Origin of the sequence: Rhodoferax sp., from assembly GCF_034520025.1 — a bacterium.
Classification (GTDB): Bacteria; Pseudomonadota; Gammaproteobacteria; order Burkholderiales; family Burkholderiaceae_C; genus Allorhodoferax.
On record NZ_JAXHNZ010000002.1, the window covers coordinates 1,572,099 to 1,598,360 of the forward strand.

Genomic DNA, 26,262 nt, shown 5'->3' on the forward strand with positions numbered 1-26,262 from the left:
GCATGACAACACCAGCATCCCCCTGGTTTGTGGATTTTCAGGATGTCTGGCTTGCCTATAACGATGAGCTGCTGAAGCAGAACCACTTTGCGGTCGAAGCGATCGACCTCAAGGTGCGAAAAGGCGAGTTCATCGCCATCGTCGGCCCATCGGGCTGCGGTAAGTCCACCTTCATGAAGCTGACCACCGGCTTGAAAATGCCCTCCAAGGGCAAGATCCTGATCGACAACGAGCCCGTCACCGGGCCCCTGAAGATTTCCGGCATGGCCTTTCAGGCGCCGTCTTTGCTGCCGTGGCGCACCACGGTCGATAACGTGCTGCTGCCACTGGAAATCGTGGAGCCCTACCGCAGCAACTTCAAAGCCAAGCGCAAGGAATACGAAGAGCGCGCGCGCAAGCTGCTACAAAAAGTGGGCTTGGGCGGCTACGAAGACAAGTTCCCTTGGCAGCTCTCGGGCGGCATGCAGCAGCGGGCGAGTATTTGCCGCGCACTGATCCATGAACCCAAGATGCTCTTGCTCGACGAGCCCTTCGGCGCGCTGGATGCCTTCACCCGCGAGGAGCTGTGGTGCATCTTGCGTGACCTGTGGACCGAGCAGCAATTCAACGTGATTCTGGTGACCCACGATTTGCGCGAAAGCGTATTTCTGGCGGACACGGTCTACGTGATGAGCAAGAGCCCCGGCCGCTTTGTGGTGAAACGCGAGATCGACCTGCCGCGCCCGCGCGACCTGGAGATCACCTACACCAAAGAATTCACCGACATCGTGCACGAGCTGCGCGGGCACATCGGCGCCATGCGCTCGACTGCGCCTGCGGCATCCGGTGCGATTACCCAATAAGGCGGCCCATGACAAACAAAAGAGTTGAAGCGTGGGCACCCTGGGTGCTGCTGGTGTTTTTCATTGCCCTGTGGCAAGTGCTATGCAGCGCACTGGATGTGTCGGAGTTTGTGTTCCCCAGCCCCTGGCGGATCTGGACGCAGTTCTGGGAGTTCAAGGGCATCATTGCCGGCCACGCATGGCGCACCTTTTGGGTGACCATGGCGGGCTTCGGCATTGCCATTGTGGTGGGCGTGTTGCTGGGCTTTGTGATCGGCAGTTCGCGCCTGGCCTATGCGGCGGTGTACCCGCTGATGACGGCATTTAACGCGCTGCCCAAGGCGGCGTTTGTGCCGATTTTGGTGGTGTGGTTCGGCATTGGCGTGGGCCCTGCCATCCTGACGGCCTTTCTGATCAGCTTCTTCCCCATCATGGTGAACATTGCCACCGGCCTGGCCACCTTGGAGCCTGAGCTGGAAGACGTGTTGCGCGTGCTGGGCGCCAAGCGCTGGGACGTGCTCATTAAAGTGGGTCTGCCCCGCTCCATGCCGTATTTTTACGGTTCGCTCAAAGTCGCCATTACCCTGGCATTTGTGGGCACTACGGTGTCCGAGATGACGGCTGCCAATGAAGGCATTGGCTACCTGCTCATCAGCGCGGGATCTGCCATGCAGATGGGTTTGGCATTTGCTGGCTTGGTGGTGGTGGGTGCGATGGCCATGGTGATGTACGAGCTGTTCAGCGCGATCGAGAAGCGCACCACCGGCTGGGCGCACCGTGGCTCGCAGAACCATTGATCTATGGTTTGGCATGCCCGTTTAAACCTTAACTACCAGGTCGAGAACCAGCGCTGTGTGGCCCGCTATGACCATAGCGGGCCCCTGCGCATCTTGCAAAGCCTCTACCCCGAGGGCGACAGCATCTGCCACAACGTGCTGGTGCACCCGCCGGGTGGACTGGTGGGCGGTGACACCCTGGAGTTGCATGTAAAAATGGGCCCGGGCGTACACGGCTTGGTGACTACACCGGGGGCGACACGCTTTTACCGCTCGGACGGGCCCCAGGCAGTACAAACCACCCGATTGCAACTGGACGAAGGAGCCCGCCTGGAGTGGTTGCCCTTGGAGGCGTTGTGCTACGACGCGTGTAACGCAGTCAACCGCCTGCAACTTGACCTGGCCCCCGGGGCACAATGCCTCGGCTGGGATGTGACGGCCCTCGGCTTGCCACTGGCGAATCTGCCTTTTGTGAGCGGCTGCTTGGAACAGCAGCTAGAGATTCCTGGTGTCTGGCTGGAACGCGGACGCGTGAGCGCGAACGATGCACGCCTGATGGATGGCCCAACCGGGCTTGCCGGCCACCGGTGTGTCGCCACCTTGTTTTTTGCCAGCGGCACCCCGTGGAGTCGCGCCGACAAAGAGGCCCTGCTCGACACCGCCCGCGAAACGCTGAGCGCTCATTCTCTTGCGTCCACTGCCGGGGTGACCAGCCCGAACTCGCGCACGCTGGTGCTGCGGGTACTGGCACCCACCGTAGAGCCGGCGATGCAGCTTTTGCGCGCGGTGCGCAAAGGCTGGCGCGCTCACGCATGGCAACTACACGGCCACGACCCGCGTATCTGGGCCATGTAGCGTGACTGGTCAAGCCATGCGGGCACCCACATAATCGACGCATGGCCGTACTTGACTATGACCTTTCCAAATGCAGCGCTCTGGTTGTTGACGGAAACCCCACCTCGCGCTCGATATTGGTATCGCAGCTGCGGGACTTTGGCGTTGCCTCGGTAGCGCAGGCAGGGCGCGCGGTGGATGCGCGGCGCCAGTTGGAGTACCGCACATTTGACTTCGTACTGTGCGAGCAACATTTTCCAAACGACGCCATGTCCGGCCAAGACCTGCTGGACGATTTGCGGCGCAACCAGCTGCTTCCCTTCTCTACCGTGTTCATCATGATCACGGCTGAGGCCACCTACAGCAAGGTGGCAGAGGCTGCCGAGTCCGCACTCGATGGCTACATGCTCAAGCCCCACAAAGCCACCCACCTGAGCGAACGGCTGGCTTCCGCACGCACCCGCAAGGGTGCACTGCAAGACATATTTACCGCCATTGAAGACGAACGCTTCGAGGACGCGGCCCACCTTTGCCTTGAACGCTTCGAGAGCCGTGGTCCATTCTGGCTGTATGCAGCCCGCGTCGGCGCCGAACTGTTGCTGCGTTTGGAACGTCCCGCAGAGGCGCAAGTGCTTTACAAAGCGGTGGTAGCGGCCAAAACATTGCCTTGGGCTAAATTGGGAGTCGCCCGGGCGCAGCTCGATGCAGGGCAGCTCAATCAGGCCACTACGACCCTTGAGAAGCTACTCGGTGAAGATGCTGGATACGCCGACGCCTACGACGTGATGGGGCGGGCCCAATTCGAGCTGGGTCGCTTCGACAAAGCGCTGGAAACCTACAAGATGGCGGCCACGCTCACGCCGTCTTCCATCAGCCGGGTGCAAAACCTGGCCATGATGATCTACTACGCAGGCGATCTGGAAAGCGCCGAAAAGCTTCTGGATCAGACCACCCGGCTCGGCCTTGAGTCCAAAATGTTTGATGCACAAACGCTGGTTATGCTGGCGTTTACCCGGCTTGCTTCGTCCGACCGGCGAGGCCTACAGCGTTGCCTTGACGACTTGCTGCGACTCCACGAACGCGATGAGAACAGCCACCGGCTGCAGCGGCTGGTGGCGGTGGTTGAGGCACTGAACCTGATCCAGCAGCACCAGTTTGCCAAGTCGGTTGACACGGTACGTGCCATGACCGGCGCAGTGCGCGAACCTCATTTCGATTTCGAATCCGCCGGCAATCTGATTGCCTTGATGGCCCAGCTGTCGGCCAAGGCAATTCAGCTCAATGAACTGGAGCAGACTATCGATGTCATCGGGCGGCGTTTTTGCAGCAACCGCTCGCTGACCGAGTTGTTGGCTGCCAGCGCTGCGGCCCACCCGCCCTATGCCGAGCGCCTGCGCGCCACACAGGCCCAAGTGTTGGAGTATGCAGAGACCGCCATGTCTCTAAGCCTCAAGGGTGACCCGACCCATGCGGTCAAAAACCTGATCCTGCATGGCCGCGACACCTTGAACCCACGGCTGATTGACAACGCGTTCCAGCTGCTGCAAAAGCACAATGCCAAGATTCCATCGGCCACTGAACTCATGGCGGAGGTCAAAGAACTCAAGAGCCGCTGCGGCTCCATCGTCAACCGTGGCTCACCGGGCGAACAAAAACGCCAAGCCGGCGGTTTGGTACTGCGCACCGGCAAACGGGTCACACCTGCGTACATGAAACAAGAACACCCCCCCTCCCCGGCGGACACCGCAGATACGGACACGGCCCCTGTGATACCCGGTATTTAAATCGCCACGAGGCCGCGCACGCCATCGACTTCCATGTTCTGGCCCATGCCCCGCGCCAGCACTGCGCCACGCTCCATCACGATGTAGTTGTCGGCCAACTCCTGTGCAAAGTCGTAGTACTGCTCCACCAGCAGAATGGCCATGTCGCCCCGGTCTGCCAGCATGCGGATCACACGGCCTATGTCCTTGATGATGCTGGGCTGGATGCCCTCGGTAGGCTCATCAAGTATCAACACCTTGGGGCCAGCGGCCAGTGCACGGGCGATGGCCAACTGCTGTTGCTGCCCGCCCGACAAATCGCCGCCCCGGCGGTGCAACATTTGCTGCAACACCGGAAACAACTCGAACAGCTCAGCCGGAATCGGGGTGCCCGCAGGTTTGTAGGCCAAGCCCATGCGCAGGTTTTCTTCCACCGTCAGGCGCGCAAAAATCTCTCGGCCCTGAGGCACAAAGCCGATACCCAAACGCGCGCGCTCGTAAGGCGTGAGTTTGTGGATCTCCTTGCCGCCCATGGAAATGGTGCCGGACTTGATGGGCACCAGCCCCATCAACGATTTGAGCAGGGTCGTTTTGCCTACACCGTTGCGGCCCAGGATGACCTTGACCTTGCCGACCTCGGCCTCCAGACTCACATCCCGCAGGATGTGGGAGCCCCCGTAGTACTGGTTGATGTTTTTTACTTCAAGCATGGTGAATCAACCTCAACGGCCTAAATAAACTTCAATCACACGCTCATCGGCTTGCACCTGATCCAGCGTGCCTTGTGCCAGCACCGAGCCGTCGCACAACACGGTCACGATGTCGCTAATGGTGCGGATAAAGCTCATGTCGTGCTCCACCACCATCAGGGAGTGTTTGCCCTTGAGGCTCAAAAACAGCTCAGCGGTGCGCTCGGTTTCCTCATCCGTCATACCGGCCACCGGCTCGTCCAGCAGCAGGAGCTTGGGGTCTTGCATCAGCAGCATGCCGATCTCCAGCCACTGCTTCTGGCCGTGGCTCAGGTTGCCGGCGAGACGTCCCACGCTGTCTGCCAGGTGAATGGTGTGTAGGATGTCTGCCAGACGGTCCCGCTGTTCAGAGTCCAGCTTGAAGAACATGGAAGCTTTGACGCCCTTGTCTGTCTTCAAGGCCAGTTCCAAATTTTCGAACACCGAGAGTTGCTCAAACACCGTAGGCTTCTGGAACTTGCGCCCAATGCCCAACTGCGCAATCTCGGACTCTTTGTAGCGCAGCAGGTCGATGGTGCTGCCGAAGTACACCGTGCCGCTATCCGGCCGCGTCTTGCCTGTGATGATGTCCATCATCGTGGTCTTGCCGGCACCGTTGGGCCCGATGATGCAGCGCAGCTCGCCGGGCGCGATGCCCAGCGACAGCCCGTTGATGGCCTTGAAACCGTCAAAACTCACGTGCACATCTTCCAAATAAAGAATGCGCCCGTGGGTCACATCCACCTCGCCCTGGCTGGCCAGGCGGCCGAAACCAGCGGTCCGGCCGCCGGACTCGGTCTGTGCGGTTTGCCCAGCGAGTGCGGCCAGGCGCGCTTCGACACGGCGTGCACCTTGTTCCAACAGATCGGGAGTCATGCTTTCCCTCCCTTCAGTTTCTTGATCAGGCCCACCACACCATCGGGCAGGAACAGGGTGACACCAATGAACAACGCCCCCAAGAAATACAACCAGAATTCGGGGTAAGTCACCGTGAGCCAGCTCTTGGCGCCGTTGACGATAAAGGCACCCACGATCGGCCCGATTAGCGTCGCCCGGCCGCCCACTGCCGCCCAAATGGCAATCTCGATCGAGTTGGCGGGGCTCATTTCACTGGGGTTGATGATGCCCACCTGCGGCACATACAGCGCCCCTGCCACACCACACATCATGGCGGAGATGGTCCAGATGGAGAGCTTGTAGCCCAGGGTGGAATAGCCACTGAACATGACACGGCTCTCCGCATCCCGCACGGCCTGCAACACACGGCCGAACTTGCTGCCCACCAGCCAGCGGGCCATCAAGAAAAACAACAGCAAGGTCACCGAGGTCATGACGAACAGCGTCATCCGCATGCTGGTGGTGGCAATCGGAATGTCCAAGATCCGCTTGAAGTCCGTGAAGCCGTTGTTGCCCCCGAAGCCGGTTTCATTGCGGAAGAACAGCAGCATGGCCGCAAACGTCATCGCCTGGGTGATGATGGAAAAGTACACGCCCTTGATGCGCGAACGGAAGGCAAAGTAGCCAAACACAAAGGCCACCAGCCCCGGCACGGCCACCACTAAAAACAGCGTGGCCCCGAAGCTGCCCGACAGTGCCCAGTGCCAGGGCAGCTCTTTCCAGTCCAGGAACACCATGAAGTCCGGCAGGTTGCTTTTGTAGTTGCCGTCTAAGCCAATCTGGCGCATCAGGTACATGCCCATGGCGTAGCCACCCAGCGCAAAGAACAGGCCGTGGCCCAGGCTCAGGATGCCGGTGTAGCCCCAGATCAGGCCCATGGCCAGCGCGCAAATGGCGTAACACATGATCTTGGCGGTGAGAGCGACTGCAAAGTCGCTCAGGTGCAGCACGCTGCCCTCCGGCACCATCAGGTTCAAAACCGGCACCAAGGCGCACAGCACGATCAGAGCGGTCAGCCATGCTGCCCAGCCGGTGCGGGACAACAGAGGTTGGGGAGTAGGTAAGGTGATGTTGCTCATGCTTCTGCGCTCCGGCCCTTCATGGCGAAAATGCCTTGCGGACGCTTCTGGATAAAGATGATGATGAAAACCAGCACGGCGATCTTGGCCAGCACCGCGCCGGTCCAGCCCTCGAGGAATTTGTTCAAAACACCGAGGCCCATAGCCGCATACACGGTGCCGGCCAGCTGGCCCACGCCGCCCAGCACCACCACCATGAACGAATCCACGATGTAGCCCTGGCCCAGATCCGGGCCGACGTTGCCGACCTGGCTCAAGGCGCAGCCGGCCAGCCCGGCAATGCCGGAGCCCAGTGCAAACGCATAGGTATCAATGCGCGCCGTATTCACCCCCATACAACTGGCGATCGGGCGGTTTTGCGTCACCCCGCGGACAAACAAGCCCAGACGGGTCCTCTCAATCAGAAACCACACCCCCACCAGCACCGCCACCGCAAAGCCGACGATCACCAGCCGGTTGTAGGGCAAGGACAAATTGCCCAGCAATTGCACGCCACCGCTCATCCAGCTCGGGTTCTCGACGCCCACGTTTTGCGCGCCAAAGAGCGTGCGCACCAGCTGCATCAGCATCAGGCTGATACCCCAAGTAGCGAGCAAGGTTTCGAGCGGACGGCCATAGAGAAAACGGATCACGCTGCGCTCCAAGGCCGCGCCCACCAGCGCCGATGCCATGAACGCGACCGGCACCGCAGCCAGCAGGTACCAGTCAAACGCGCCGGGCAAGTATTTTTGAAATAGCACCTGCACCACATAGGTGGCGTAGGCGCCGATCATCATCAGCTCGCCGTGGGCCATGTTGATCACACCCATCAAGCCGTAGGTGATGGCCAAACCCAAAGCGACCAACAGCAGGATAGAACCGAGGCTGATGCCACTGAAGGTGGCACCCAGGCGGTCTCCCCACGCGAGGCGGGCTTCAACGGCACCCAGGCTCTTTTGCAAGGCAACTTTCACAGAACCATCCGTCTCGACCTGCAGTCGCTCCACCAGCAGCGTTTTAGTGGCTGCTAGGCCACTGCTGCCCAACCGGCTGGCGGCGTCAAGCCGCAGGGCCGGGTTCTCGCTGCCCAGCATGGCGGCAGCTCGCAGTTGCTCCAGCTGAGCTTTCAAGTCAGGCAAGGTCTCTGAAGCCAAGGCCTTTTCCAAGAGTGGCAGTTTGTCAACATCGACCTGCCCGCTCAGGGTTTTGATCGCGGCCCGGCGAACTGCGACGTCCGTGGACAGCAGCTTGACTGCTGCCAATGCCGTGTCGAGCTCACCGCGCATGCGGTTGTTGTTCATCACGTCTTCCGCCGTGTTTGGCACGGCGACTTCGGCCAGCGTGACCGGGTCGAGGCCTTTGCCATCGATCACCATCACCGGAACCTCGCCCACAAGCTTGACGGCATCATCGGAGAGCGCTTGGATAAAGCGCACGGTGCGCGCATCGGCGCTCTCCACCGCCTTCTGCAATGCCGCCACGCGCGCATCGCTCTCGCCAATTGCAATGGCTTTTGCTTCGTCAGCGCTCAGCGCGCTTGCGCGAGTAGCTATTAAAAGCATAGCAATGGTGAGTAACTGAAGTATTTTCTTTGGCATACGCCAATCTCTCCGGGGTAAAAATAACAAGCCGCCACGCCCTTTTCAAGGCTGTGGCGGCTCTGGCTAAACGCTAGCCTCTTCCTGCCTAGGCCTTATTTCTTGGCGGGCTCATCAGGCTTCTTGTCATTGCCTTCGATGTATGGAGACCATGGCTTGGCTTTCACAGGGCCCGGTGTCTTCCAGACCACGTTGAACTGGCCGTCGGCCTTGATCTCGCCGATGAACACGCTCTTGTGCAAGTGGTGGTTCTTTTCGTCCATCTTGGACACGATGCCGCTCGGTGCCTTGAAAGTCTGGCCCGCCATGGCGGCGATCACTTTGTCGGTGTCGGTGGACTTGGCCTTTTCGACGGCTTGTTTCCACATGTTGATACCGATGTAGGTCGCTTCCATCGGGTCGTTGGTCAAAGGCTTGTCCTTGTGACCGGCAATGCCCTTGGCCTTGGCGTAGTCAGACCACTTCTTGATGAATTCGGTGTTGGCAGGGTTCTTGATGGACTGGAAGTAATTCCATGCCGCCAAGTGGCCGACCAAAGGCTTGGTGTCCACACCGCGCAGCTCTTCTTCACCCACCGAGAAGGCCACCACGGGCACGTCTTTGGCCTTCAAGCCCGCGTTGCCCAGCTCTTTGTAGAAAGGCACGTTGGAGTCACCGTTGATGGTGGACACCACGGCTGTCTTGCCACCGGCGCTGAACTTCTTGATGTCCGCCACGATGGTTTGGTAGTCAGAGTGGCCGAACGGTGTGTATTTTTCGTCGATGTCAGACTCTTTCACGCCCTTGGATTTCAAGTAAGCGCGCAGAATCTTGTTGGTGGTGCGGGGGTAAACATAGTCGGTGCCCAGCAGCACCCAACGCTTGGCGCCGCCGCCTTCTTTGCTCATCAGGTAGTCGACTGCAGGAATCGCTTGCTGGTTAGGCGCAGCACCGGTGTAGAACACGTTTTTAGAGAGCTCTTCACCTTCGTATTGCACAGGATAGAACAACAGGCCGTTCAACTCTTCCACCACAGGCAGCACCGACTTGCGGGACACCGAAGTCCAGCAACCGAAGATGACAGAAACCTTGTCTTGCGTCAGCAGCTGCTTGGTCTTTTCAGCAAACAGGGGCCAGTTGGATGCGGGGTCCACGATGACAGGCTCCAGCTTTTTACCGAGCAGGCCACCCTTGGCGTTGATTTCGTCGATAGCCATCAGCACGGTGTCTTTCAACACGGTTTCAGAAATGGCCATGGTGCCGGACAGGCTGTGCAGGATACCGACCTTGATGGTGTCAGCAGCCATGGCGGGCACTGCCGACAAGGTGGTGAGGGCGACGGCAGCGGTGAGTGCCTTCAAAGTAAAACGACGTTGCATATGGGCTTCTCCGGGGGTTAAACAAATCCATCTCGCGTCTCGCACATCCATCTCAGAAGAGGTTGTGTGATGCGATGGAGTGACTGTAGGTTTGCCTGCCCGAACCGGAAATACGCCTAGTGGCGTACAGCCCGCGCACTGCAGTCAGCCCGAGATAGCACTAGACGCCCCTGCCGAATGGCGCTATCTTTTGTCGTACTTGGGCCATCCACCTTGGATCTTCGGGGCCCCCTTCTTCCACTTTTCAACATTCAGCTTATGAGCAATCGGCGTCAATTCATCGCAAACAGTGTGGCGATCAGTAGCTTGGGCGGGCTAGTGGATGCACTGGCGATGGGCCAGCGCCCGTTGCAAAGCGGCATACGCCGTATCAAGGGCGAAGTGTTTCTCAACGGCGGCGTGGCCCGTATCGAGCAAGCGATCTTGCCCGGTGACACCATCAGCACCGGCGCTCTGAGCGAAACGGTGTTTGTGATGGGAGACAACGCTTACCTGCTCCGTGAAAAAAGCAGCCTGCAATTCGCCCAAGACGAGGTGGTGAGCGTGCTGCGGCTGATCAGTGGCAAAGCGCTTGCGGTGTTTGGCCCCGGTCCGAAACGCATCGAGACCCGGGCCGCCACCGTAGGTATCCGGGGTACCGCCTGCTACATGGAAGCGCAGGAGATTCAACTCTATTTCTGCCTGTGCTACGGGACTGCGGATATCAAGCCGCTCGCAAACCCCGGCCTCGCGCGGAGCGTGACCACGAGGTACCACGACATGCCGATGTACATCAGTTACGACAGCAGCCAACCGGTGTTGCGGCCAGCACCCGTCATCAATCACCGCGATTCGGAGTTGGTCTTGCTGGAAGAAACCGTGGGCCGACAGCCCCCGTTCGTGCAAAAGCCGGCCGGGGAACCCAGCCGCTACTGATAAGCGCGATGCCGCAGGCCGCAGGCCGCAGGCCGCAGCGGACTGGCGGTAAATGCCCGTAAAAGTTCACATATCTGCGGTTTTTTGCGTCAGATTGTCCAGAGGACAACAATTGACGGCCCCTGACGACCGGGAAAAACCTTATCGTTGGCTCCATACCAGTCAGGGAGCCCCGCCAGAGGGCAAAAAACCATGTCCGCTCCGCTAAAACCCGCCGTATCACCCCACCAAATCGCCTTTCGCCGCGCCGCGAGAACGTTGATTGCCGCCACTTTGGCTGAATGGGTGCTCGAGGAGGAAGACTGGCTGGGCGCTTGCCGCAAGCGGATCAAAGACCGCATGTCGGATGCCAAACACATGGTGTTCAACAACCAGCGAAAAATCGGCCTGATGCTGCTGGGAAGGACCGACGAGATTCCGGCACTGGAAGACAAAAACCGCCAACTCGAGCACGCGGCTCTGGTCTGCGAATATGCCCTCGATATTCTGGACGAGATGGTCTCAGACCAGACACCGGCTGCACCCGTGTCCCCGCAGCACCGGGAGCTGCCCGCACGCACAGCGCAACCTGCGTACCGAGAAACGGCTGTCAGCCCCTGAGCAGCGCCAAGGACGCAGGACCGCTAAGTCTGGCTGGCTGTACCGAAGCGGAAGCTGGACGCCGTCACGCCGCCAAACACCGCTTCGTCGTGGTACACGCACTCTGCAGCATCGTCGTAGGCGGCGCCCACAGCCACCATCAGCGGCAACAAATGTTCTTCACGCGGGTGGCAGATGCGGGCGGCTGGCGCTGACTCCCAGTTCACCAGCGCTTCTGCCCGCACCGCAGGCGTAGCGGCCATGGCATCTTGCAACCAGACATCAAAGGCCTTGGACGGAGCTCGCCCACCCGCACCGAAATTGCGCAGGTTGTGATAGCTCAGGCCACTGCCCACAATCAACACCTCTTCATCCCGCAAGGGCGCCAGCGCTCGACCCAAGGCGATGTGCTCGGCCGGGTCCAGCCCCGCGCGCAGGGACATTTGCAAGACCGGCACTTGTGCATCCGGGTACATCACGGCCAAGGGTACAAAAGTGCCGTGGTCGTAGCCACGCTCAGAGTCCAGCGCCACGGGTAGACCCGCCTCTTGCAGCAAACCCTGCACCCGCGTGGCCAGTTCAGGGGCCCCCGGTGCGGGGTACACCACCGAGTAGGTGTGTGCCGGGAAACCGCCGTAGTCGTAGACCATGCCGGGCGCCGGACTGGAGCCCAGGGTAAAAGCATGCGCTTCCCAGTGTGCAGTGATGATCAGAACCGCCTTGGGCGTGCGGCCGATCTGGCGCGGCATATCGGCCAGAGCCGTGTCCAAGCTGGCCAGCATTTCGCGCATGTCGGGCATCCAGGGCCAAGGGCCACCACCGTGGGACACAAAATAGGTAGGCAGTCGGGTAGTCATAGGGTTCTCCTGGTCAGAAGGACGAAACTCAGTGGGCTCAAGCGCCCAAATCAATGGTGGCGGCGAGTGGCACACCGGCAGGCGCTTCGTAGTCTGCCAATACCCAGGCGCGCGGGCTGTGCGCCGCCGCATCCTGCAGCAGCTCGGTGATGGTGCGGATGGACGCACGGTCCAAGGCGGCGAAGGGCTCGTCCAAACAGGTGAGCTCCGCACCACTGGCGCAGGCCGCCGTAATCCAAACCTTGCGCTTGGAGCCGGTAGACAGCATGTACATAGGTTTCGCGAGATGCTCGTCCAGCCCCAAGGCAGACGCGAGCTCGCGGCAGATTTCCGCACTCCACAAAGGCCAGAGGCGCTTGCCCTGCTCCCAAAACTGCAAGGGAGAAGACTGGTCCCAGGCACTGGTGCGTGGGTCCATCCAAAAGGCTTTTTTGCGGTACTGGGCAGGGTCGGTCTGCAGGCCGGTGCCGGCCAGCTGCAGGTTGCTGCCCGGCACCACGAGGTCGCCGGCCAGCATGCGCAGCAAACTCGATTTGCCGCGCCCTTCCCCGCCGGTCACCCAGGTCACGCCGGCTGCCAGCTGCACATCCAACGGCCCCCACAAACGGTGCGGACCTGCGCTGCAGCGCAATGCACGGGCGATCAAGACAACAGAAGAAACGGGCGATTCAGAGGCGGACATAGAGGTTCAGGCGGATGACTATTTGCTATGAAAAATATAGCTTACTGCGCAGATGATTCGTGCGCTAGAGCCCGATTTTGCATAAAAAAAGGCCAGCCTTGCGGCGGGCCTTCCAATCAGTCCGCGAAAGCGCGGTCTGGTGGCAGATTACTGCTTGATGGCTTCGATAGCGATGGTGATAGTCACGTCGTCGCCCACTGCAGGCGCGAACTTGCCAGCGCCGAATTCGCTGCGCTTGATGGTCGTGATGGCATTGGCGCCGATAACGTCTTTTTTGTTCATCGGGTGAGCGGTGGACACGAAGTTGGTCAACTTCAGGGTCACAGGCTTGGTAATGCCCTTGATGGTCAGGTTGCCTTCGACTGCAGCTGGCTTGTCGCCTTCAAACATCACTTTGGTGGACTTGAAAGTCGCGGTAGGGAACTTGGTGGTGTCGAGGAAGTCTTCGCCTTGGATGTGGCCGTTGAAGGCGGACGAACCGGTTTCCACAGTCTTCATGTCGATCACAACATCCACTGCGCCGGTCTTGCCGGCCTTGTCAAACATCACAGTGCCGGTGGTGGTATTGAAACGGCTTTGCTGGTTGGACAAGCCAAAGTGGTTGTACGAAAAGCTGGAAAAAGTGTGGGAAGAGTCAATCGCGTAAGTCGCGGATTGGGCGCTGGCAGCACCGGCGAAAGCGGACAGTGCCAAAGCGGCAGCGATGAGGGAAGTACGCATAAAAACTCCTGATTTACGGGTTGGTTAAAAAGAAACTGGAAAAACTTACATCTTGCCCACGCCGGTCAGCGCGAGCTTGAACTTGACTTGCACGTCGTCAGCGACCATCGAGGTATCCGCCCACTCGTTCTCGCCGATTTTGAAAGCCAGGCGCTTGAGCGGGAAGGTACCAGTCACGGTGGTGGTGGCGCCGCTTTGGGTCAAAGCCACTGGCACCACGACGTCGCGGCTGTTGCCTTTGATGGCGAGCTTGCCACTCACCTCAAACCTGCCACCACCCAAGCCTTTGACAGCGGTGGACTGGAAGGTCGCTTGCGGGAACTTTGCGGTGTTGAACCAGTTGGGGCGGGGCAACTCTGCATCGGTCTCGGGCACACCCAGGGAGGCACTGGCGATGTCCACGGTGAACGCGATCTTGCTTGCGTCGGGCTTAGCAGGGTCAAATGCGATTTGCGCATCAAACTTCTTAAAGCGGCCTTCCACCGGCACACCCATCTGCTTGCTCACGAATACGATCTCGCTTTGGGCGGGCACCAGCTTTTGCTGCGCGAAGGCGGAGGCGCCGATGAGTGCAGACGCTGCAATCGCGGTGGACAGAAATACGCGGGAAACCAACATGTCAAATCCAATCAAAGAATTAAGCCAATAGGGGGGTTCAGTCGCGGCCGGGCAACATGCGGTTGATCAGGCCGTCGCGATCGATCCACTGGTGCTTGAGTGCAGCGGCAATGTGCAGACCGGCCAGTCCGATCAAGGCAAACGCAGTAAGTTCATGGAAAGGCTTGATCATTTCTGCCAAGGCCTTGTCGACCGGCACAAAATCAGGCAAAGGCAACACGCCGAACACCACGATCGGGAAACCGGATGCCGAGCTATACGCCCAGCCGATCAGCGGGACCAAGAAAAACAAGGCGTACAGCGCGTGGTGGGTGCCGTGGTGAGCCCAATGTTGCCATGCGGGCATCGCAGCAGAAATCTTGCCGGGCAACGCGGGCGGGCGGTGTGTCAGGCGCCATAACAAACGCAAGGCAGACAGCACCAGAATCGTCACACCCGCCCATTTGTGCCAGTTGTAGAGCTTCAAGCGGGTGGGCGAGAACGGCAAATCGGTCATGTACAAACCGACCGCAAAAATGCCCAGAAGTGCAGCGCCCAGCACCCAATGCAACACGATGGCCGTGAGGCTATAGCGCTTGGTACCAGCGTCGAAAGAGGAAGTGTGGTTGGATGCCATGACCCGAAGTCTAGGGGGGCATGAATTGCTGATTTTTGAATCTAATTGATGACTTGATTCAAAAAATATGAACAGTCAAGTTCCCTGCACTCGCTAAAAAAGTACGGCGGGCGCGACAAACGGCAAGGCTTAGCGCCCTGAACGGCGTATTTCGCGCAGCATGAACAGGTACAGCCCTTCGACCTTGTCCCGTGCCCAAGGAGTTTTGCGCAAAAACTTGAGGCTGGAGCCCACGCTGGGCTCAAACGTAAAGCAGCGCACCGGGATGCGCTCGCCCAAGCCATTCCAGCCATAGTAATCCGACAGCTCGGTCACGATGGATTCCAGGGTCTTGCCATGCATGGGATTGTTGGCTTGCTTGGGCGGGGCGGGTGGAGATGCATCGGTGCTCATGCGGTGATTGTCGCAGCCTCACCGCATCTCGAACAGTTCCTGGTGAAAGTCCGCAGCCGGCAATCCCTGTGCCACCAGCGCTGCTTTCAGGGCCCGGCCAAAGGCGGGCGGGCCACAGAACCAGACATCGGCCTCGCGCCAGTCGGGCACGGCTGCGCACAGGCGTGCAGCGTCAAGCCGGCCATCGCGCGCGTCGTGCAGTACATGTAAGCGCACGCCGGCCGAGGCTGCGTCATCTTCCATCTTGTCGATGGCGCGCGGGTCCAGCACGGTAGTGGAGTGAAACAGGTCAATCTGCTTGCCGTCCGGGGCACCGGCCAGGATTTTCATGCGGGCCACAAACGGGGTAATGCCAATGCCCGCCCCCACCCAAATCTGGCGCCGCTTGGGACCCTGGAAGGTGAACTGACCGTAGGGGCCTTCGATTTCTACGGCATGCCCCACCGCCAGATAGTCCGGCAAAGTGCGGGTGTAGTCGCCCAGCTCTTTGATCAGGAAGGTGATGTGCCCATCGCCCTGCCACGCGGAGCTGATGGTGAAGGGGTGTGCGCCCTCTTTGGCATCGAAATTCACAAACGCAAACTGCCCCGCTTGGTGACCGGGCCAGCGCCCGTCGAGGCGCAACGCCACGTAGAGGACTTGCAACGCATCAAAGCGCTCCACCGCCTCGATCACCCCCGCCACCTTGCGGTGCTCACCCACTTTGCGGAACAGCACCACCACCGCCGACACCGCACCCGCCAGCATGAGGACCGCCATGAACGGCGCCAGGCCCTGCGCCCAGTAGCTGAAGTTCATCAGCACCACCGCGTGGAACACCAGCACCAGATAGGTGACAGCCAACACCCGGTGGGTTTGGAAAAACCACTTGTAGGGAAAGCGCTTGATAAGAGCCAAGGCAATCATCAGCACCGTGGCATAAAACGCCCACTCGCCCACGCCTTCCGCCAGCCCGCGCCAGCTCTGAAAGAGTTTGAAAATCTCCACGGTTGGCTCCACCCGTGGCGGGCGCCCGCCCGCCGGCGGCGCCATGAGCCCGGACCCGATCAACCACTTCGGTGCGTTAGAGCACAACCAGTGCAAAATGGACATCACCAAGCCGCCGATACCCAGCCATTTGTGCAGGCGGTACATCTTGTCCAACCCGCCCAAGTAGGGCTCAAACCACACCGGTCGCACCGCCAGCACCATGCCCACACTCATCATGGCCATGCCCAGCAAGCCGGTGTAATTGACCAGCGAGTTGCGCACCGCAAAAAAGCCTAGCGGGGTGCTAAGCAACGGGTCTGCCCACAGCCACCACGCGGTCAGCCCTAGCAGCAAACTCCACAACACGTACTTGATTTTTTGCATCCCTTGATCCTTGCTTATCTGAACCAGACCACTTTACAAACCCCACGTAAAGCGGAGGTAAGCGGCAGATGGCCGCAAGGCAAACAGGATGGCGCTGAGTCAAACAATCGTCAGTGCGTTAGCCCTCGAACTGGGGATGCAGCTGCCGGATGCGGCTAATGGCCATGCCGGCAGCGGCGGTGCGGGTTTCCACACCGAGCTTCACGAACACGCGCTCGAGGTGTTTTTTGACGGTCATCGGGCTGCTGCCCAGAATGTCGCCAATGTCTTTGTTGGTTTTGCCTTTGACCACCCAGTACAAGACCTCCGCCTCCTTGGCGGTGAGCTTGAAAGATAGGCTCATCGCCTCGATCACCGCGGTGTCAGACACCTCACGCATCACGATGAGCCAATCTCCGCCGGCATCGCTGTCGCCAATCTGCTGATGCAGGCGAAAGGTCAGCCGCTTGGGGCCGCGCTCCAGGCTCAGCTTGGCCGGCTCGTCACCCCGGGCCACGGTTTGCAGGCAAGCCTGCAACCAACCCAACACGTCGGGCGGTGTGGTGGGAGCTTGGGTGCCGCAGTAGCGCTCCAGCAGCTCGCGCGCCAACGGGGTTTGCCACATCAGGCATCCGTCAGCAGCGCGCACCGTGATGGTGGCGTAGCCAAAGGCATCGAGCGCATTACGGGTCTGGCGGCGCTCGCGCGCGCCGGCCAGGTGCACCCCCATGCGGGCCAGCACCTCTTTGGGCTTGATCGGCTTGGTCACATAGTCCACCCCGCCGCTCTCCAGCGCGGCTACCAGGTATTCGGTCTCGGTGAGGCCGGTCATAAAGATGATGGGGATATGCGTGGTTTGCGGCGCCGCCTTGAGCCGGCGTGCCACCTCAAAACCATCCATGCCGGGCATCATGGCGTCCAGCAAAATCACGTCGGGTAGTGCCTGTATGGCGCGCATCAGGGCAGCCTCGCCGGAGGTGGCAATCAATACCGTGTAGCCCGACTCGTCAAGGGCATCGTGCAAAACGGCCAAGTTGTCAGGCACGTCGTCCACGATGAGGACCACATCGCTGTTGGCACGGTCCAGCGTGCCGTCGAGGCGGGCTGTGTCCGGGAGGGTGTCAGCGGGGTTCATCAGCGGAGCAGGCATCGAGCACCTTTTGCAATTGGTCAGACATCGTTTCAAACTGGTACTGGCGGGCCAAGGCCTCCTGCTGTTGCAGGAAGGTTGTGCTCGCCGGATAGCGGGTCTGCAGTGACTGCAGCAAATTCATCACGCCACGGTAGTAGCCCAGCTGGGCCACCTCCAACAAGGCCCGGGCAGCTTCAGCCGGCAGCACGGGCGTGGGCACCACAGCGGCAACTGCTAGCGGCACATCCATCACCGCTGGGGCGGCTGCAAGCGCGGGCTTATCGATCCACACCAACTCCAGCCGCCGCTCCAGCCAATCCAACAGCTCGCTGTGGCGCACCGGTTTCACAATGAAATCCTCGGGCGGCAAGCCCAAGTCGTTGTCGAGCCCGCGGTCGAACGCATTGGCCGACACGATGGCCACTTGCGGCTGGTTGCCCCCCAGCGCCGGGTTCGAGCGGATGCGGCGCAATGTCTCCCACCCGTCAATACCGGGCATGGCCAGATCGAGCAACACCACATCGGGCCGCAGCCCGGCCGCCATCAGGTCTAGTCCGTCATGCCCGCTGGCAGCGGTACGCACATCAAAACCCAAAGGCTGCAACAGGCTCACCAAGAGCTCGCGGTCGGCCTCCTCGTTGTCGACCACCAGCACTTTGCGCCGTGCACCGGCATAGGCCAACCGGGCTTTGCCGGCGCGCGTTGCCGGACGGGTTGCGCTGGCGGGCATGTGCAACTCCGGCAAAAAAAGGCGCACTTTGAAAACACTGCCCTCGCCAAGCACGCTGCTGGCAGTGAGCTCGCCGCCCATCAGGTCGGTCAGCATCTTGGCAATCGTGAGCCCTAGGCCTGAGCCGCCGGACGCCACCGCCGCCCCGGATGCCGCAGTAGAGCCCCGGGTGAAAGGCTCAAAAATCCGCTCCAGCTCTTCGGCACGCATCCCGGGGCCGGTGTCATGGATCTCGATGTGCGCCATCTCGCGGGCATAGCGCAGCACCAGGCGCACGCTGCCAGTAGCGGTGAACTTGATGGCATTGCCCAGCAGGTTGATACAGATCTGGCGCAGGCGCTTCTCGTCGGCCCGCACCCACTCGGGCACATTGCCCACCACCTCGAAGTGAAACTGCAGCCCCTTGCCGGCAGCCTGCAACTCAAACATGCCGGCGAGCTCTGCCATGCCGTTGGCAAACTGCATTGGCTTCACATTCAGGGTGAGCTTGCCGCTTTCGATATGGGCCATATCCAGCGTGCCTTCGATCAGCGAGAGCAGGTGCTCGCCGCCGCGCTTGATCACGCTCACCGCTTGCTTGCGGTGGGGCGGAATGGCCGCATCCTCCCCCATCAACTGGGCATAGCCCAGGATGCTGTTGAGCGGCGTGCGCAACTCGTGGCTGATGGCACTGATGTAGCGGCTCTTGGCGTGGTTGGCCGCCTCGGCGGCAAGGCGGGCCTGCTCGGCCACCCGCTTGGCTTCTTGCAGGGCAATATCCGTCTGGCGGTGCGACTCGATCTCTTGCAGCAGCAAATGGCTTTGCCGGTTGGACTCTTCTTGCGCCACCTGGCGACTCTTGTGCGCCAGCACCAGCCACCACGCCACGATGCATGACATCAACAAAAGCGCTGCAAAGGTTTTGCTGAAGCCCGCGCGCAGCGAGACTGCCACGCTGTCGCGGTGCTCGACCCAGACCGCGAGGTTGCCCATCTCTTGCTGGTAGAACATGGCAAACACGGTGGCAAGAATCGGCAAAATCACCAGCATTAACAACAAAAAGTGCCCGAGCCCTGTATCCAGAAAAGGCCACACACGGCGCGGCAACAGCCAGCGCAAAGTCGCTGACCACTGGGTGGCCAAGTTAGCGTGCGGTTTGCACATGTCGCCGCAGCGGGCATCCAGCGTGCAGCAGAGCGAGCAAATAGCGCCCTGGTAGGCCGGGCAATGGGCCATGTCTGGCCCCTCGTATTCGCGCTCGCAGATGACGCAACGCTGCACTCGGGGTGCCCCTCCGTGAGCTGGAGTTTGGGTGGCAATGCGTTTTGCGGAGGTCAAGGAGGAGCCTGCGAAGCAGGCGGGGGACACGGAGCAAAGCGCGTTGCCACCCAAACTCCCCTCACTTGCGCGCGCGAGGTAGTACTTGCCTTGGGTCCACCACGCAATCAAGGGCGAAGTCACCATGGCCGTGACCAAAGCCACCACCGCAGAGAAAGCCTTGGCCAGTTCGCCGAAGAGCCCCAAGTAAGCCAAGATGGACAGCAAGGACGCCATGGCCATGGCCCCCACGCCCACAGGGTTGATGTCATAGAGATGCGCCCGCTTGAACTCAATGCCTTTGGGCGATAGGCCAAGGGGCTTGTTGATCACCAGGTCCGCCACCACCGCCATGATCCAGGCGATGGCGATGTTGGAATACAAACCCAGCACCTCGCCCAGCGCCTGAAACACATTCATCTCCATCAGCATGAAGGCGATCACGCTGTTGAACAGCACCCACACCACCCGCCCGGGGTGGCTGTGGGTCAGGCGGGAGAAAAAGTTGCTCCACGCCAGCGAGCCGGCGTAAGCGTTGGTGACATTGATTTTGAGCTGCGAGATCACCACGAACAACGCCGTCGCAGCGACCGCCCAGCCCAGGGTCGGGAAGACGTATTCATAGGCGGCGAGGTACATCTGGTTCGGGTCTACCGCACGATCGGTAGGGACGCTGGCCTGAATGGCCAAATAGGCAAGAAATGCCCCGCCCAGCATTTTGACTACGCCCAGCACCACCCAGCCCGGCCCGCCTACCAACACACCAGCCCACCAAGAGACCCGGTTGGCTGCGGTACGCTGGGGCATGAAACGCAGGTAATCGGCCTGCTCGCCCATCTGGGTCATGAGGGCAATGCCCACTGTGAGCGCGGCACCAAACAGGTGCAAATCAAAGCCACCCGCCGGGCCTTTTTCACCAGCGTAGTGCGTGATGCCCGCAAAAGCCTGCGGGTCGCGCACCAAAACAAAGCCAAACGGCACGATCAGCATGATCAGCCACAGTGGCTGCGTCCAGATTTGCAGCCGGCTGATGGCTGACACCCCGTGGGTCACCAGCGGAATCACCACCACCGCACACAACAGGTAGCCCCAGGTGGGCGGTATGTCCAAGGCCAGCTCCAACGCATAGGCCATGACGGCGGCCTCCAGCGCGAAAAAGATGAAGGTAAACGAGGCGTAGATCAGCGAGGTGAGGGTGGAGCCGATGTAGCCGAAGCCCGCCCCCCGGGTGAGCAAATCCATATCCACCCCGTAGCGTGCGGCGTACACGCTGATAGGCAAGCCCGCCAGAAAGATCACCAGCCCCGTCATCAGAATCGCCCAAAAGGCGTTCACAAAGCCGTATTGCACCAGCAGGGTGGCGCCCACGGCTTCGAGAATCAAAAACGAGGCCGCACCGAAAGCCGTGTTGGCTACCCGCCATTCCGACCACTTGCGAAAGCGTTGCGGCGTGAAGCGCAGGGCGTAGTCCTCCATGGTCTCGCTGGCCACCCAGTTGTTGTAGTCGCGGCGGATTTTGACCACCCGCTGGGCGGGCGCTTCGGGCGGCGGTGGGGGTGGGAGGTCGATGGGCACAGCTGGCAAGGTGCAGTTTCCATGCCACCGGCCTGCGACCTTTGGCGTATGGCACTACCACAGGGCACGGGGCTTGCTTAGGATGCACCATCTGCAGACATACCGGACCGACCATGGAACTGACCCCTCGTGAAAAAGACAAGCTCATGCTGTTTACCGCCGGATTGCTGGCGGAACGCCGCAAAGCCCGTGGCCTCAAACTCAATTACCCCGAGGCAGTGGCCCTGATCAGCTGTGCCGTGATGGAAGGCGCGCGCGACGGCAAAACCGTAGCCCAACTGATGAGCGAGGGCCGCACGGTGCTGACCCGCGCCGATGTGATGGACGGCATTGCCGAGATGATTCCGGACATCCAGATCGAAGCCACCTTCCCTGATGGCACCAAGCTCGTCACCGTGCACCAACCGATCGTCTGAACACACCACCTCCAGAGAACGCCATGTCCAAAATTTCAAAATCCGCTCTTTTTTTGATAGCTACTTGCGCAATATCTACGGGCGCCAGCGCCCATACAGGCCACGGGAGCCACAGCCTGATGGAAGGTTTGCTCCATCCCTTTGGGGCTGATCACTTGCTGGCCATGATGGCCGTGGGCATCTGGTCCGTAACTGCCTTGCCCGCCCACAAAGCTTGGCAAGGGCCTGCCACCTTCATGCTGGCACTCGTGCTGAGTGCCATGCTGGGTGCTAGTGGCGTGACCATTCCCTATCTGGAACACGCTATTGCGCTGTCGGTGTCCTTGTTCGGGCTCATGCTCGTTCTGTCCTCGCAAGCCGTGCCCAAAGCATTCGGCCTGGGCTTGATTGCGGTGGCGGCCTCTCTGCACGGCTTAGCCCATGGTGCTGAGACACCTGAAACAGGCTTCGCGGGGTATGCCGCAGGCTTTCTGTTGACCACTGCGATCCTGCACTTGGGGGGAGTCGGCATCGGTTTGAGCATTCGCCGCTGGCTGGCCGCGCGCAGCGCACCGACACTGACCACGCTCGGTAGCGGACTGGGCTTGGCCGGCATGTACTTGTTCAGCCAACTGTGAGGAGAACCCCATGATCCCCGGCGAACTCCTTCTTGATGACGGCGAACATCTGCTCAACACAGGCCGCCGCACCGTAACGGTGGTGGTGCAAAACCAGTCGGACCGGCCTATCCAGGTCGGTTCCCACTACCACTTTGCCGAAACAAATGGCGCGCTCGGCTTCGACCGTGCGGTGGCGCAAGGCATGCGCCTGAACATCGCCTCCGGTTCCGCCGTGCGCTTCGAGCCCGGGCAACAACGCACGGTGGAGCTGGTAGAGATTGCCGGCGACCGGGTGATTTACGGCTTTCGCGGCCTGGTGCAAGGGAGTCTTTGAACATGGCAACCATCGGACGCCGCGCGTACGCGGAAATCTTCGGCCCTACCACCGGCGACCGCGTGCGCCTGGCAGATACCGGCCTGATCATTGAGGTCGAAAAAGACTACACCCTGGCTGCCGGCAGCTACGGCGAGGAGGTCAAGTTCGGCGGCGGCAAAACCATCCGCGATGGTATGGCGCAAAGCCAGCGCACCAGGGCGGAAGGTGCTGTGGACTGCGTGCTGACCAACGCCCTCATCCTGGACCACTGGGGCATCGTCAAAGCCGACATCGGCTTGAAGGGCGGGCGCATTGTGGCCATCGGCAAAGCCGGCAACCCTGATACCCAGCCGGGTGTGGACATCATCATCGGGCCGGGCACCGAAATCATCAGCTGCGAGGGCAACATCGTCACCGCGGGGGGCATTGACTGCCATATTCATTTCATCTGCCCACAGCAGATTGAAGAGGCGCTCTCCAGCGGCGTGACCACCATGATGGGCGGCGGCACCGGCCCGGCCACCGGCACCTTTGCCACCACTTGCACGCCCGGCCCTTGGAACATCGAGCGCATGCTGCAAGCGGCCGACGCCTTCCCCATGAACCTCGGCTTTTTTGGCAAGGGCAACGCCAGCCTGCCGGCGGCCCTGCACGAACAGATCAACGCCGGGGTGATTGGCCTCAAGCTGCACGAAGACTGGGGCAGCACGCCCGCCGCCATCAGCAACTGCCTCGATGTAGCCGACGAAACGGACATTCAGGTGGCACTGCACTCCGACACGCTCAACGAATCCGGCTTCGTGGAAAACACGATTGAAGCCACCAAGGGCCGCGGCCTGTGCGCTTTCCACACCGAAGGCGCAGGCGGCGGCCACGCCCCTGACATTTTGAAGGTCGTGGGCCAGGCGAACTTCTTGCCCAGCTCCACCAATCCCACCATGCCCTACACCCAGAACACGCTGGACGAGCATGTGGACATGCTGATGGTCTGCCACCACCTGGACGCGGGCATTGCCGAAGACCTGGCCTTTGCAGAGAGCCGCATCCGCAAAGAGACGATTGCGGCCGAAGACATCCTGCACGACATGGGCGCGATTTCCATGATGAGCAGCGACAGCCAGGCCATGGGCCGCGTGGGGGAAGTCATCATCCGCACCTGGCAGACGGCCGACAAGATGAAGTCGCAGCGTGGATGGCTTGCGAACCCGCAGCCGGCCGGCAGCGGGGTGCCCGAAGACAGCAGCCGCAACGACAACTTCCGCGCAAAGCGCTATGTCGCCAAGTACACCATCAACCCCGCAATTTCGCACGGCATCAGCCACGAAGTGGGCAGCATCGAAGTCGGCAAGTGGGCCGACCTGGTGATCTACAAACCCGCTTTCTTTGGTGTGAAACCCGCGCTGATTTTGAAAGGCGGCTTCATCGCCCACGCTGCCATGGGCGACCCCAATGCTTCCATTCCCACCCCACAGCCGGTGCACTACCGCCCCATGTTCGGCAGCTTCGGTGGCGCGCTGCACCGTGGCTCGCTGACCTTTGTGTCGCAAGCGGGTTTGAACGCGGGCATCAAGGAACGCTTTGGCTTGAACACGAACGTGTCAGCGGTGAAAAACATCCGCGGCATACGCAAGCAGCACATGATCCACAACAGCTACCTGCCCACAATGGAGATCGACGCGCAAACCTACAGCGTGCGCGCCGACGGCCAACTGCTGACCTGTGAACCGGCGCTCAAGCTGCCCATGGCACAGCGCTACTTTTTGTTTTGAGCGCCATGCAGATCATCGCGGGTGGCCTGGAGCATCCTCAGGTGCAAGCACTGCTGGCGGCCCACCTGCGCTCCAGCCAGTCGCACTCGCCTCCCGGCAGCGTGCACGCACTGAATTTAGACGCTTTGCGGCACCCATCCATCCGCTTCTGGGCTGCATGGAATGGCGAGGACTTGATGGGCTGCGGTGCCCTCAAAACCTTGACACCCACGCTCGGCGAACTCAAATCCATGCGCACTGCGGATGCCCACCTGCGCAAGGGCGTTGCTCGGGCCATGCTGCAGCACATTGAAGCCCATGCCCGAGGCTGCGGCATGCGCCATATCAGCCTAGAGACCGGCTCACACGCCCCGTTTGCAGCGGCAAGAGAGCTCTATGCCCGGCAAGGTTTTGTCGAATGCGGCCCCTTTGCCGACTACGTGCTCGACCCCTACAGCTTGTTCATGACCAAGCAGCTGGCGTAAGCGGGCCGTATGCAGCTGCGCCACAATGCCAGCAAACTTTATTCACCTGAATTCATATGCTCCAAGTCTCTAAATGCATCCCCCAAGGCCAAGGCCTGGCACCGGTCCTTGTCAAGCGCGCCGCCACCGTCGAACTGGACTGGGACGTGCGCCAGAAAAGTCGCTTTGACGCCACCGACAGCCAAGGCCGCCAGATCGGTGTGTTTCTGCCCCGTGGCACCGTGGTGCGCGGTGGCGATGTACTGGTAGCCGAAGACGGCTCGCTCATCGTCGCCAAAGCCGCGCCCCAAGCGGTGCTGAAGATCACCCACTGCCGCAATCACGGCACACCTTTCGACCTGATCCGCGCCGCCTACCACCTGGGCAACCGCCATGTGCCCATCGAGCTGCAGCCCGACCACTTAAAGATTGAGCCCGATCACGTGCTGGCCGACATGCTGCGCGCCATGCACCTGATCGTGAATGCGGTAGACGAAGCGTTTGAGCCCGAGAACGGCGCCTATGCCACCGGTGGCCACCACGGCGGCCATCATCATGGACACGATCACGACGACCATGGGCATGACCACAGCCATTCCCATGCAGGGCACAACCCTGACCACGCGCCCAAGCATGCAGCTACCCTGCGCGGCATTCCCGTGGCAGTGCAAGCCAAACCGCATGTGCATGGCCCGGATTGCAACCATGATCACGACCATGGCCACCATCATGGCGACCAGTAAACCCCAAACGCCATGCTCGACAGCAGCCTGATGCAGCTCATGTGGCTGGCCTCCCCGGCCTTGCCGATTGGTGGCTTTTCCTACTCCGAATGCCTTGAAGCGGCCGTAGACACTGCGCGAGCCGCTACAGAAAGTGAAGCATCTGTTTGGCTGGTCGACCAACTGCACATGACGCTGGCCCGCTCGGAGCTGCCTGCGGTGGCTCAGGCCATTGCCGCTTGGCGCGCAGACGACCAGCCCCGCATTGCCGAGCTCAATGCCTGGGTGCTGCAAACCCGCGAGAGCGCTGAGCTGCGCGCGCAAACCGAACAAATGGGCAAGAGCCTGCTGGAATGGTTGAAGAACCACACCACGGCCACGCCCGCACAAATTGCACTGCTCGCTTCGCAAGAACCGACTTACCCCATTGCATTCGCGCTGGCGGCCAGCGCCACGCAAGCGCCAGTGCGCGAATGCCTGCTGGCCTTTGCCTTTGGCTGGGCCGAGAACATGATGCAGGCCGCCATCAAGGCCGTGCCGCTGGGCCAAAGTGCGGGGCAGCGCATCTTGTCCGCGCTGACCGCCGAGATTCCTTCCGCCGTCGATTACGCCCTGAGCGTGAGCGACGACACCCGCCAAGCCTTCAGCCCCATGCTGGCTATTCTGAGCAGCCAGCATGAGGTGCAGTATTCAAGGCTTTTCCGCTCCTAGCGCCCGTT

The 26,262-nt window shown here is 60.8% G+C and carries 27 protein-coding genes; 13 read left to right on the forward strand and 14 right to left on the reverse strand.

Annotation, left to right across the window (positions count from 1 at the left end; translation table 11 throughout):
* Positions 1-2: 2 nt before the first annotated feature.
* From U5L73_RS15755 to U5L73_RS15770, 4 genes are read left to right on the forward strand one after another with little or no spacing between them, the layout of a single operon-like run.
* A complete protein-coding gene (locus tag U5L73_RS15755; RefSeq protein ID WP_313873883.1) occupies positions 3-842 on the forward strand; it encodes an ABC transporter ATP-binding protein in 840 nt (279 codons plus the stop codon).
* Positions 843-850: 8 nt separating this feature from the next.
* Positions 851-1,618 (forward strand): ABC transporter permease, encoded by a 768-nt coding sequence (locus U5L73_RS15760; protein ID WP_313873884.1) that lies wholly within the window; start codon positions 851-853, stop codon positions 1,616-1,618.
* A gap of 3 nt (positions 1,619-1,621) precedes the next feature.
* Entirely contained in the window at positions 1,622-2,452 is an 831-nt protein-coding gene (locus tag U5L73_RS15765) for an urease accessory protein UreD (RefSeq protein ID WP_322563222.1), read from the forward strand.
* Positions 2,453-2,493: 41 nt separating this feature from the next.
* Entirely contained in the window at positions 2,494-4,215 is a 1,722-nt protein-coding gene (locus U5L73_RS15770; protein ID WP_322563223.1) for a response regulator, read from the forward strand.
* On the opposite strand, the gene urtE is transcribed toward U5L73_RS15770, so the two are convergent.
* From urtE to urtA, 5 genes are all read right to left on the reverse strand, one after another.
* Entirely contained in the window at positions 4,212-4,904 is a 693-nt protein-coding gene (gene urtE / locus U5L73_RS15775; protein ID WP_322563224.1) for an urea ABC transporter ATP-binding subunit UrtE, read from the reverse strand. The genes U5L73_RS15770 and urtE overlap by 4 nt on opposite strands.
* Before the next feature lie 12 nt (positions 4,905-4,916).
* A complete protein-coding gene (gene urtD / locus U5L73_RS15780; protein ID WP_322563225.1) occupies positions 4,917-5,798 on the reverse strand; it encodes an urea ABC transporter ATP-binding protein UrtD in 882 nt (293 codons plus the stop codon).
* Positions 5,795-6,898 carry an urea ABC transporter permease subunit UrtC gene (gene urtC / locus U5L73_RS15785; protein WP_322563226.1) on the reverse strand — a complete coding sequence of 368 codons (1,104 nt, stop codon included), beginning with the start codon at positions 6,896-6,898 and terminating at the stop codon, positions 5,795-5,797. Before urtC ends, urtD begins: the two co-directional genes overlap by 4 nt.
* A complete protein-coding gene (urtB, locus tag U5L73_RS15790) occupies positions 6,895-8,475 on the reverse strand; it encodes an urea ABC transporter permease subunit UrtB (protein ID WP_322563227.1) in 1,581 nt (526 codons plus the stop codon). Before urtB ends, urtC begins: the two co-directional genes overlap by 4 nt.
* 95 nt (positions 8,476-8,570) lie before the next feature.
* Positions 8,571-9,833 carry an urea ABC transporter substrate-binding protein gene (urtA, locus tag U5L73_RS15795; protein ID WP_322563228.1) on the reverse strand — a complete coding sequence of 421 codons (1,263 nt, stop codon included), beginning with the start codon at positions 9,831-9,833 and terminating at the stop codon, positions 8,571-8,573.
* Between the two features lie 258 nt (positions 9,834-10,091).
* Here urtA and U5L73_RS15800 point away from each other — a divergent pair, with 258 nt between their 5' ends.
* Positions 10,092-10,748 (forward strand): FecR domain-containing protein, encoded by a 657-nt coding sequence (locus tag U5L73_RS15800; RefSeq protein WP_322563229.1) that lies wholly within the window; start codon positions 10,092-10,094, stop codon positions 10,746-10,748.
* 192 nt (positions 10,749-10,940) lie between these two features.
* Positions 10,941-11,348, forward strand: coding sequence for a hypothetical protein (locus tag U5L73_RS15805; protein ID WP_322563230.1), 408 nt, complete (start codon positions 10,941-10,943; stop codon positions 11,346-11,348).
* A 23-nt stretch (positions 11,349-11,371) separates the two neighbouring features.
* Here the strand turns inward: U5L73_RS15805 and U5L73_RS15810 are convergent, their stop codons facing one another.
* The 9 genes from U5L73_RS15810 to U5L73_RS15850 all read right to left on the reverse strand — a co-directional run bounded on the left by U5L73_RS15810 (position 11,372) and on the right by U5L73_RS15850 (position 21,287).
* Positions 11,372-12,184, reverse strand: coding sequence for a class III extradiol ring-cleavage dioxygenase (locus tag U5L73_RS15810; RefSeq protein ID WP_322563231.1), 813 nt, complete (start codon positions 12,182-12,184; stop codon positions 11,372-11,374).
* 37 nt (positions 12,185-12,221) lie between these two features.
* On the reverse strand, positions 12,222-12,866 hold the full coding sequence (locus tag U5L73_RS15815; protein WP_322563232.1) for an ABC transporter ATP-binding protein: 645 nt from the start codon (positions 12,864-12,866) through the stop codon (positions 12,222-12,224).
* Between the two features lie 147 nt (positions 12,867-13,013).
* Complete coding sequence (locus U5L73_RS15820; RefSeq protein ID WP_322563233.1) at positions 13,014-13,586, reverse strand: YceI family protein; 573 nt, start codon at positions 13,584-13,586, stop codon at positions 13,014-13,016.
* Between the two features lie 45 nt (positions 13,587-13,631).
* Positions 13,632-14,204 (reverse strand): YceI family protein, encoded by a 573-nt coding sequence (locus tag U5L73_RS15825; protein WP_322563234.1) that lies wholly within the window; start codon positions 14,202-14,204, stop codon positions 13,632-13,634.
* A gap of 37 nt (positions 14,205-14,241) precedes the next feature.
* Positions 14,242-14,820 (reverse strand): cytochrome b, encoded by a 579-nt coding sequence (locus U5L73_RS15830; protein WP_322563235.1) that lies wholly within the window; start codon positions 14,818-14,820, stop codon positions 14,242-14,244.
* Positions 14,821-14,949: 129 nt separating this feature from the next.
* Entirely contained in the window at positions 14,950-15,213 is a 264-nt protein-coding gene (locus tag U5L73_RS15835; RefSeq protein WP_322563236.1) for a VF530 family protein, read from the reverse strand.
* Between the two features lie 18 nt (positions 15,214-15,231).
* On the reverse strand, positions 15,232-16,566 hold the full coding sequence (locus U5L73_RS15840) for a ferric reductase-like transmembrane domain-containing protein (protein ID WP_322563237.1): 1,335 nt from the start codon (positions 16,564-16,566) through the stop codon (positions 15,232-15,234).
* A 118-nt stretch (positions 16,567-16,684) separates the two neighbouring features.
* Positions 16,685-17,680 carry a response regulator transcription factor gene (locus tag U5L73_RS15845; protein WP_322563536.1) on the reverse strand — a complete coding sequence of 332 codons (996 nt, stop codon included), beginning with the start codon at positions 17,678-17,680 and terminating at the stop codon, positions 16,685-16,687.
* Positions 17,667-21,287, reverse strand: coding sequence for an ATP-binding protein (locus U5L73_RS15850; RefSeq protein WP_322563238.1), 3,621 nt, complete (start codon positions 21,285-21,287; stop codon positions 17,667-17,669). The genes U5L73_RS15845 and U5L73_RS15850 overlap by 14 nt, the downstream gene beginning before the upstream one ends.
* A gap of 104 nt (positions 21,288-21,391) precedes the next feature.
* Between U5L73_RS15850 and ureA the strand changes: the two genes are divergently transcribed.
* The 7 genes from ureA to U5L73_RS15885 are packed head-to-tail and all read left to right on the forward strand — an operon-like array spanning position 21,392 to position 26,254.
* Entirely contained in the window at positions 21,392-21,694 is a 303-nt protein-coding gene (gene ureA, locus U5L73_RS15855) for an urease subunit gamma (RefSeq protein WP_322563239.1), read from the forward strand.
* 23 nt (positions 21,695-21,717) lie between these two features.
* The gene (locus U5L73_RS15860; RefSeq protein WP_322563240.1) at positions 21,718-22,311 is read left to right on the forward strand and encodes a HupE/UreJ family protein; all 594 of its coding nucleotides are present in this window, start codon (positions 21,718-21,720) and stop codon (positions 22,309-22,311) included.
* Positions 22,312-22,321: 10 nt separating this feature from the next.
* On the forward strand, positions 22,322-22,627 hold the full coding sequence (locus U5L73_RS15865) for an urease subunit beta (protein WP_322563241.1): 306 nt from the start codon (positions 22,322-22,324) through the stop codon (positions 22,625-22,627).
* 2 nt (positions 22,628-22,629) lie between these two features.
* Positions 22,630-24,378: an urease subunit alpha gene (ureC, locus tag U5L73_RS15870; RefSeq protein WP_322563242.1), complete on the forward strand. Its 1,749-nt coding sequence runs from the start codon at positions 22,630-22,632 to the stop codon at positions 24,376-24,378.
* 5 nt (positions 24,379-24,383) lie between these two features.
* Positions 24,384-24,842, forward strand: coding sequence for a GNAT family N-acetyltransferase (locus U5L73_RS15875; protein WP_322563243.1), 459 nt, complete (start codon positions 24,384-24,386; stop codon positions 24,840-24,842).
* A 56-nt stretch (positions 24,843-24,898) separates the two neighbouring features.
* Complete coding sequence (ureE, locus tag U5L73_RS15880; RefSeq protein ID WP_322563244.1) at positions 24,899-25,564, forward strand: urease accessory protein UreE; 666 nt, start codon at positions 24,899-24,901, stop codon at positions 25,562-25,564.
* Positions 25,565-25,576: 12 nt separating this feature from the next.
* Entirely contained in the window at positions 25,577-26,254 is a 678-nt protein-coding gene (locus tag U5L73_RS15885) for an urease accessory protein UreF (protein WP_322563245.1), read from the forward strand.
* Positions 26,255-26,262 lie beyond the last annotated feature (8 nt).

Bases quoted from the DNA above. Each gene is read 5' to 3' on its own strand.
- U5L73_RS15755 (WP_313873883.1), top strand. From the start codon at position 3: ATGACAACACCAGCATCCCCCTGGTTTGTGGATTTTCAGGATGTCTGG.
- U5L73_RS15760 (WP_313873884.1), top strand. From the start codon at position 851: ATGACAAACAAAAGAGTTGAAGCGTGGGCACCCTGGGTGCTGCTGGTG.
- U5L73_RS15765 (WP_322563222.1), top strand. From the start codon at position 1,622: ATGGTTTGGCATGCCCGTTTAAACCTTAACTACCAGGTCGAGAACCAG.
- U5L73_RS15770 (WP_322563223.1), top strand. From the start codon at position 2,494: ATGGCCGTACTTGACTATGACCTTTCCAAATGCAGCGCTCTGGTTGTT.
- urtE (WP_322563224.1), bottom strand. From the start codon at position 4,904: ATGCTTGAAGTAAAAAACATCAACCAGTACTACGGGGGCTCCCACATC.
- urtD (WP_322563225.1), bottom strand. From the start codon at position 5,798: ATGACTCCCGATCTGTTGGAACAAGGTGCACGCCGTGTCGAAGCGCGC.
- urtC (WP_322563226.1), bottom strand. From the start codon at position 6,898: ATGAGCAACATCACCTTACCTACTCCCCAACCTCTGTTGTCCCGCACC.
- urtB (WP_322563227.1), bottom strand. From the start codon at position 8,475: ATGCCAAAGAAAATACTTCAGTTACTCACCATTGCTATGCTTTTAATA.
- urtA (WP_322563228.1), bottom strand. From the start codon at position 9,833: ATGCAACGTCGTTTTACTTTGAAGGCACTCACCGCTGCCGTCGCCCTC.
- U5L73_RS15800 (WP_322563229.1), top strand. From the start codon at position 10,092: ATGAGCAATCGGCGTCAATTCATCGCAAACAGTGTGGCGATCAGTAGC.
- U5L73_RS15805 (WP_322563230.1), top strand. From the start codon at position 10,941: ATGTCCGCTCCGCTAAAACCCGCCGTATCACCCCACCAAATCGCCTTT.
- U5L73_RS15810 (WP_322563231.1), bottom strand. From the start codon at position 12,184: ATGACTACCCGACTGCCTACCTATTTTGTGTCCCACGGTGGTGGCCCT.
- U5L73_RS15815 (WP_322563232.1), bottom strand. From the start codon at position 12,866: ATGTCCGCCTCTGAATCGCCCGTTTCTTCTGTTGTCTTGATCGCCCGT.
- U5L73_RS15820 (WP_322563233.1), bottom strand. From the start codon at position 13,586: ATGCGTACTTCCCTCATCGCTGCCGCTTTGGCACTGTCCGCTTTCGCC.
- U5L73_RS15825 (WP_322563234.1), bottom strand. From the start codon at position 14,204: ATGTTGGTTTCCCGCGTATTTCTGTCCACCGCGATTGCAGCGTCTGCA.
- U5L73_RS15830 (WP_322563235.1), bottom strand. From the start codon at position 14,820: ATGGCATCCAACCACACTTCCTCTTTCGACGCTGGTACCAAGCGCTAT.
- U5L73_RS15835 (WP_322563236.1), bottom strand. From the start codon at position 15,213: ATGAGCACCGATGCATCTCCACCCGCCCCGCCCAAGCAAGCCAACAAT.
- U5L73_RS15840 (WP_322563237.1), bottom strand. From the start codon at position 16,566: ATGCAAAAAATCAAGTACGTGTTGTGGAGTTTGCTGCTAGGGCTGACC.
- U5L73_RS15845 (WP_322563536.1), bottom strand. From the start codon at position 17,680: ATGAACCCCGCTGACACCCTCCCGGACACAGCCCGCCTCGACGGCACG.
- ureA (WP_322563239.1), top strand. From the start codon at position 21,392: ATGGAACTGACCCCTCGTGAAAAAGACAAGCTCATGCTGTTTACCGCC.
- U5L73_RS15860 (WP_322563240.1), top strand. From the start codon at position 21,718: ATGTCCAAAATTTCAAAATCCGCTCTTTTTTTGATAGCTACTTGCGCA.
- U5L73_RS15865 (WP_322563241.1), top strand. From the start codon at position 22,322: ATGATCCCCGGCGAACTCCTTCTTGATGACGGCGAACATCTGCTCAAC.
- ureC (WP_322563242.1), top strand. From the start codon at position 22,630: ATGGCAACCATCGGACGCCGCGCGTACGCGGAAATCTTCGGCCCTACC.
- U5L73_RS15875 (WP_322563243.1), top strand. From the start codon at position 24,384: ATGCAGATCATCGCGGGTGGCCTGGAGCATCCTCAGGTGCAAGCACTG.
- ureE (WP_322563244.1), top strand. From the start codon at position 24,899: ATGCTCCAAGTCTCTAAATGCATCCCCCAAGGCCAAGGCCTGGCACCG.
- U5L73_RS15885 (WP_322563245.1), top strand. From the start codon at position 25,577: ATGCTCGACAGCAGCCTGATGCAGCTCATGTGGCTGGCCTCCCCGGCC.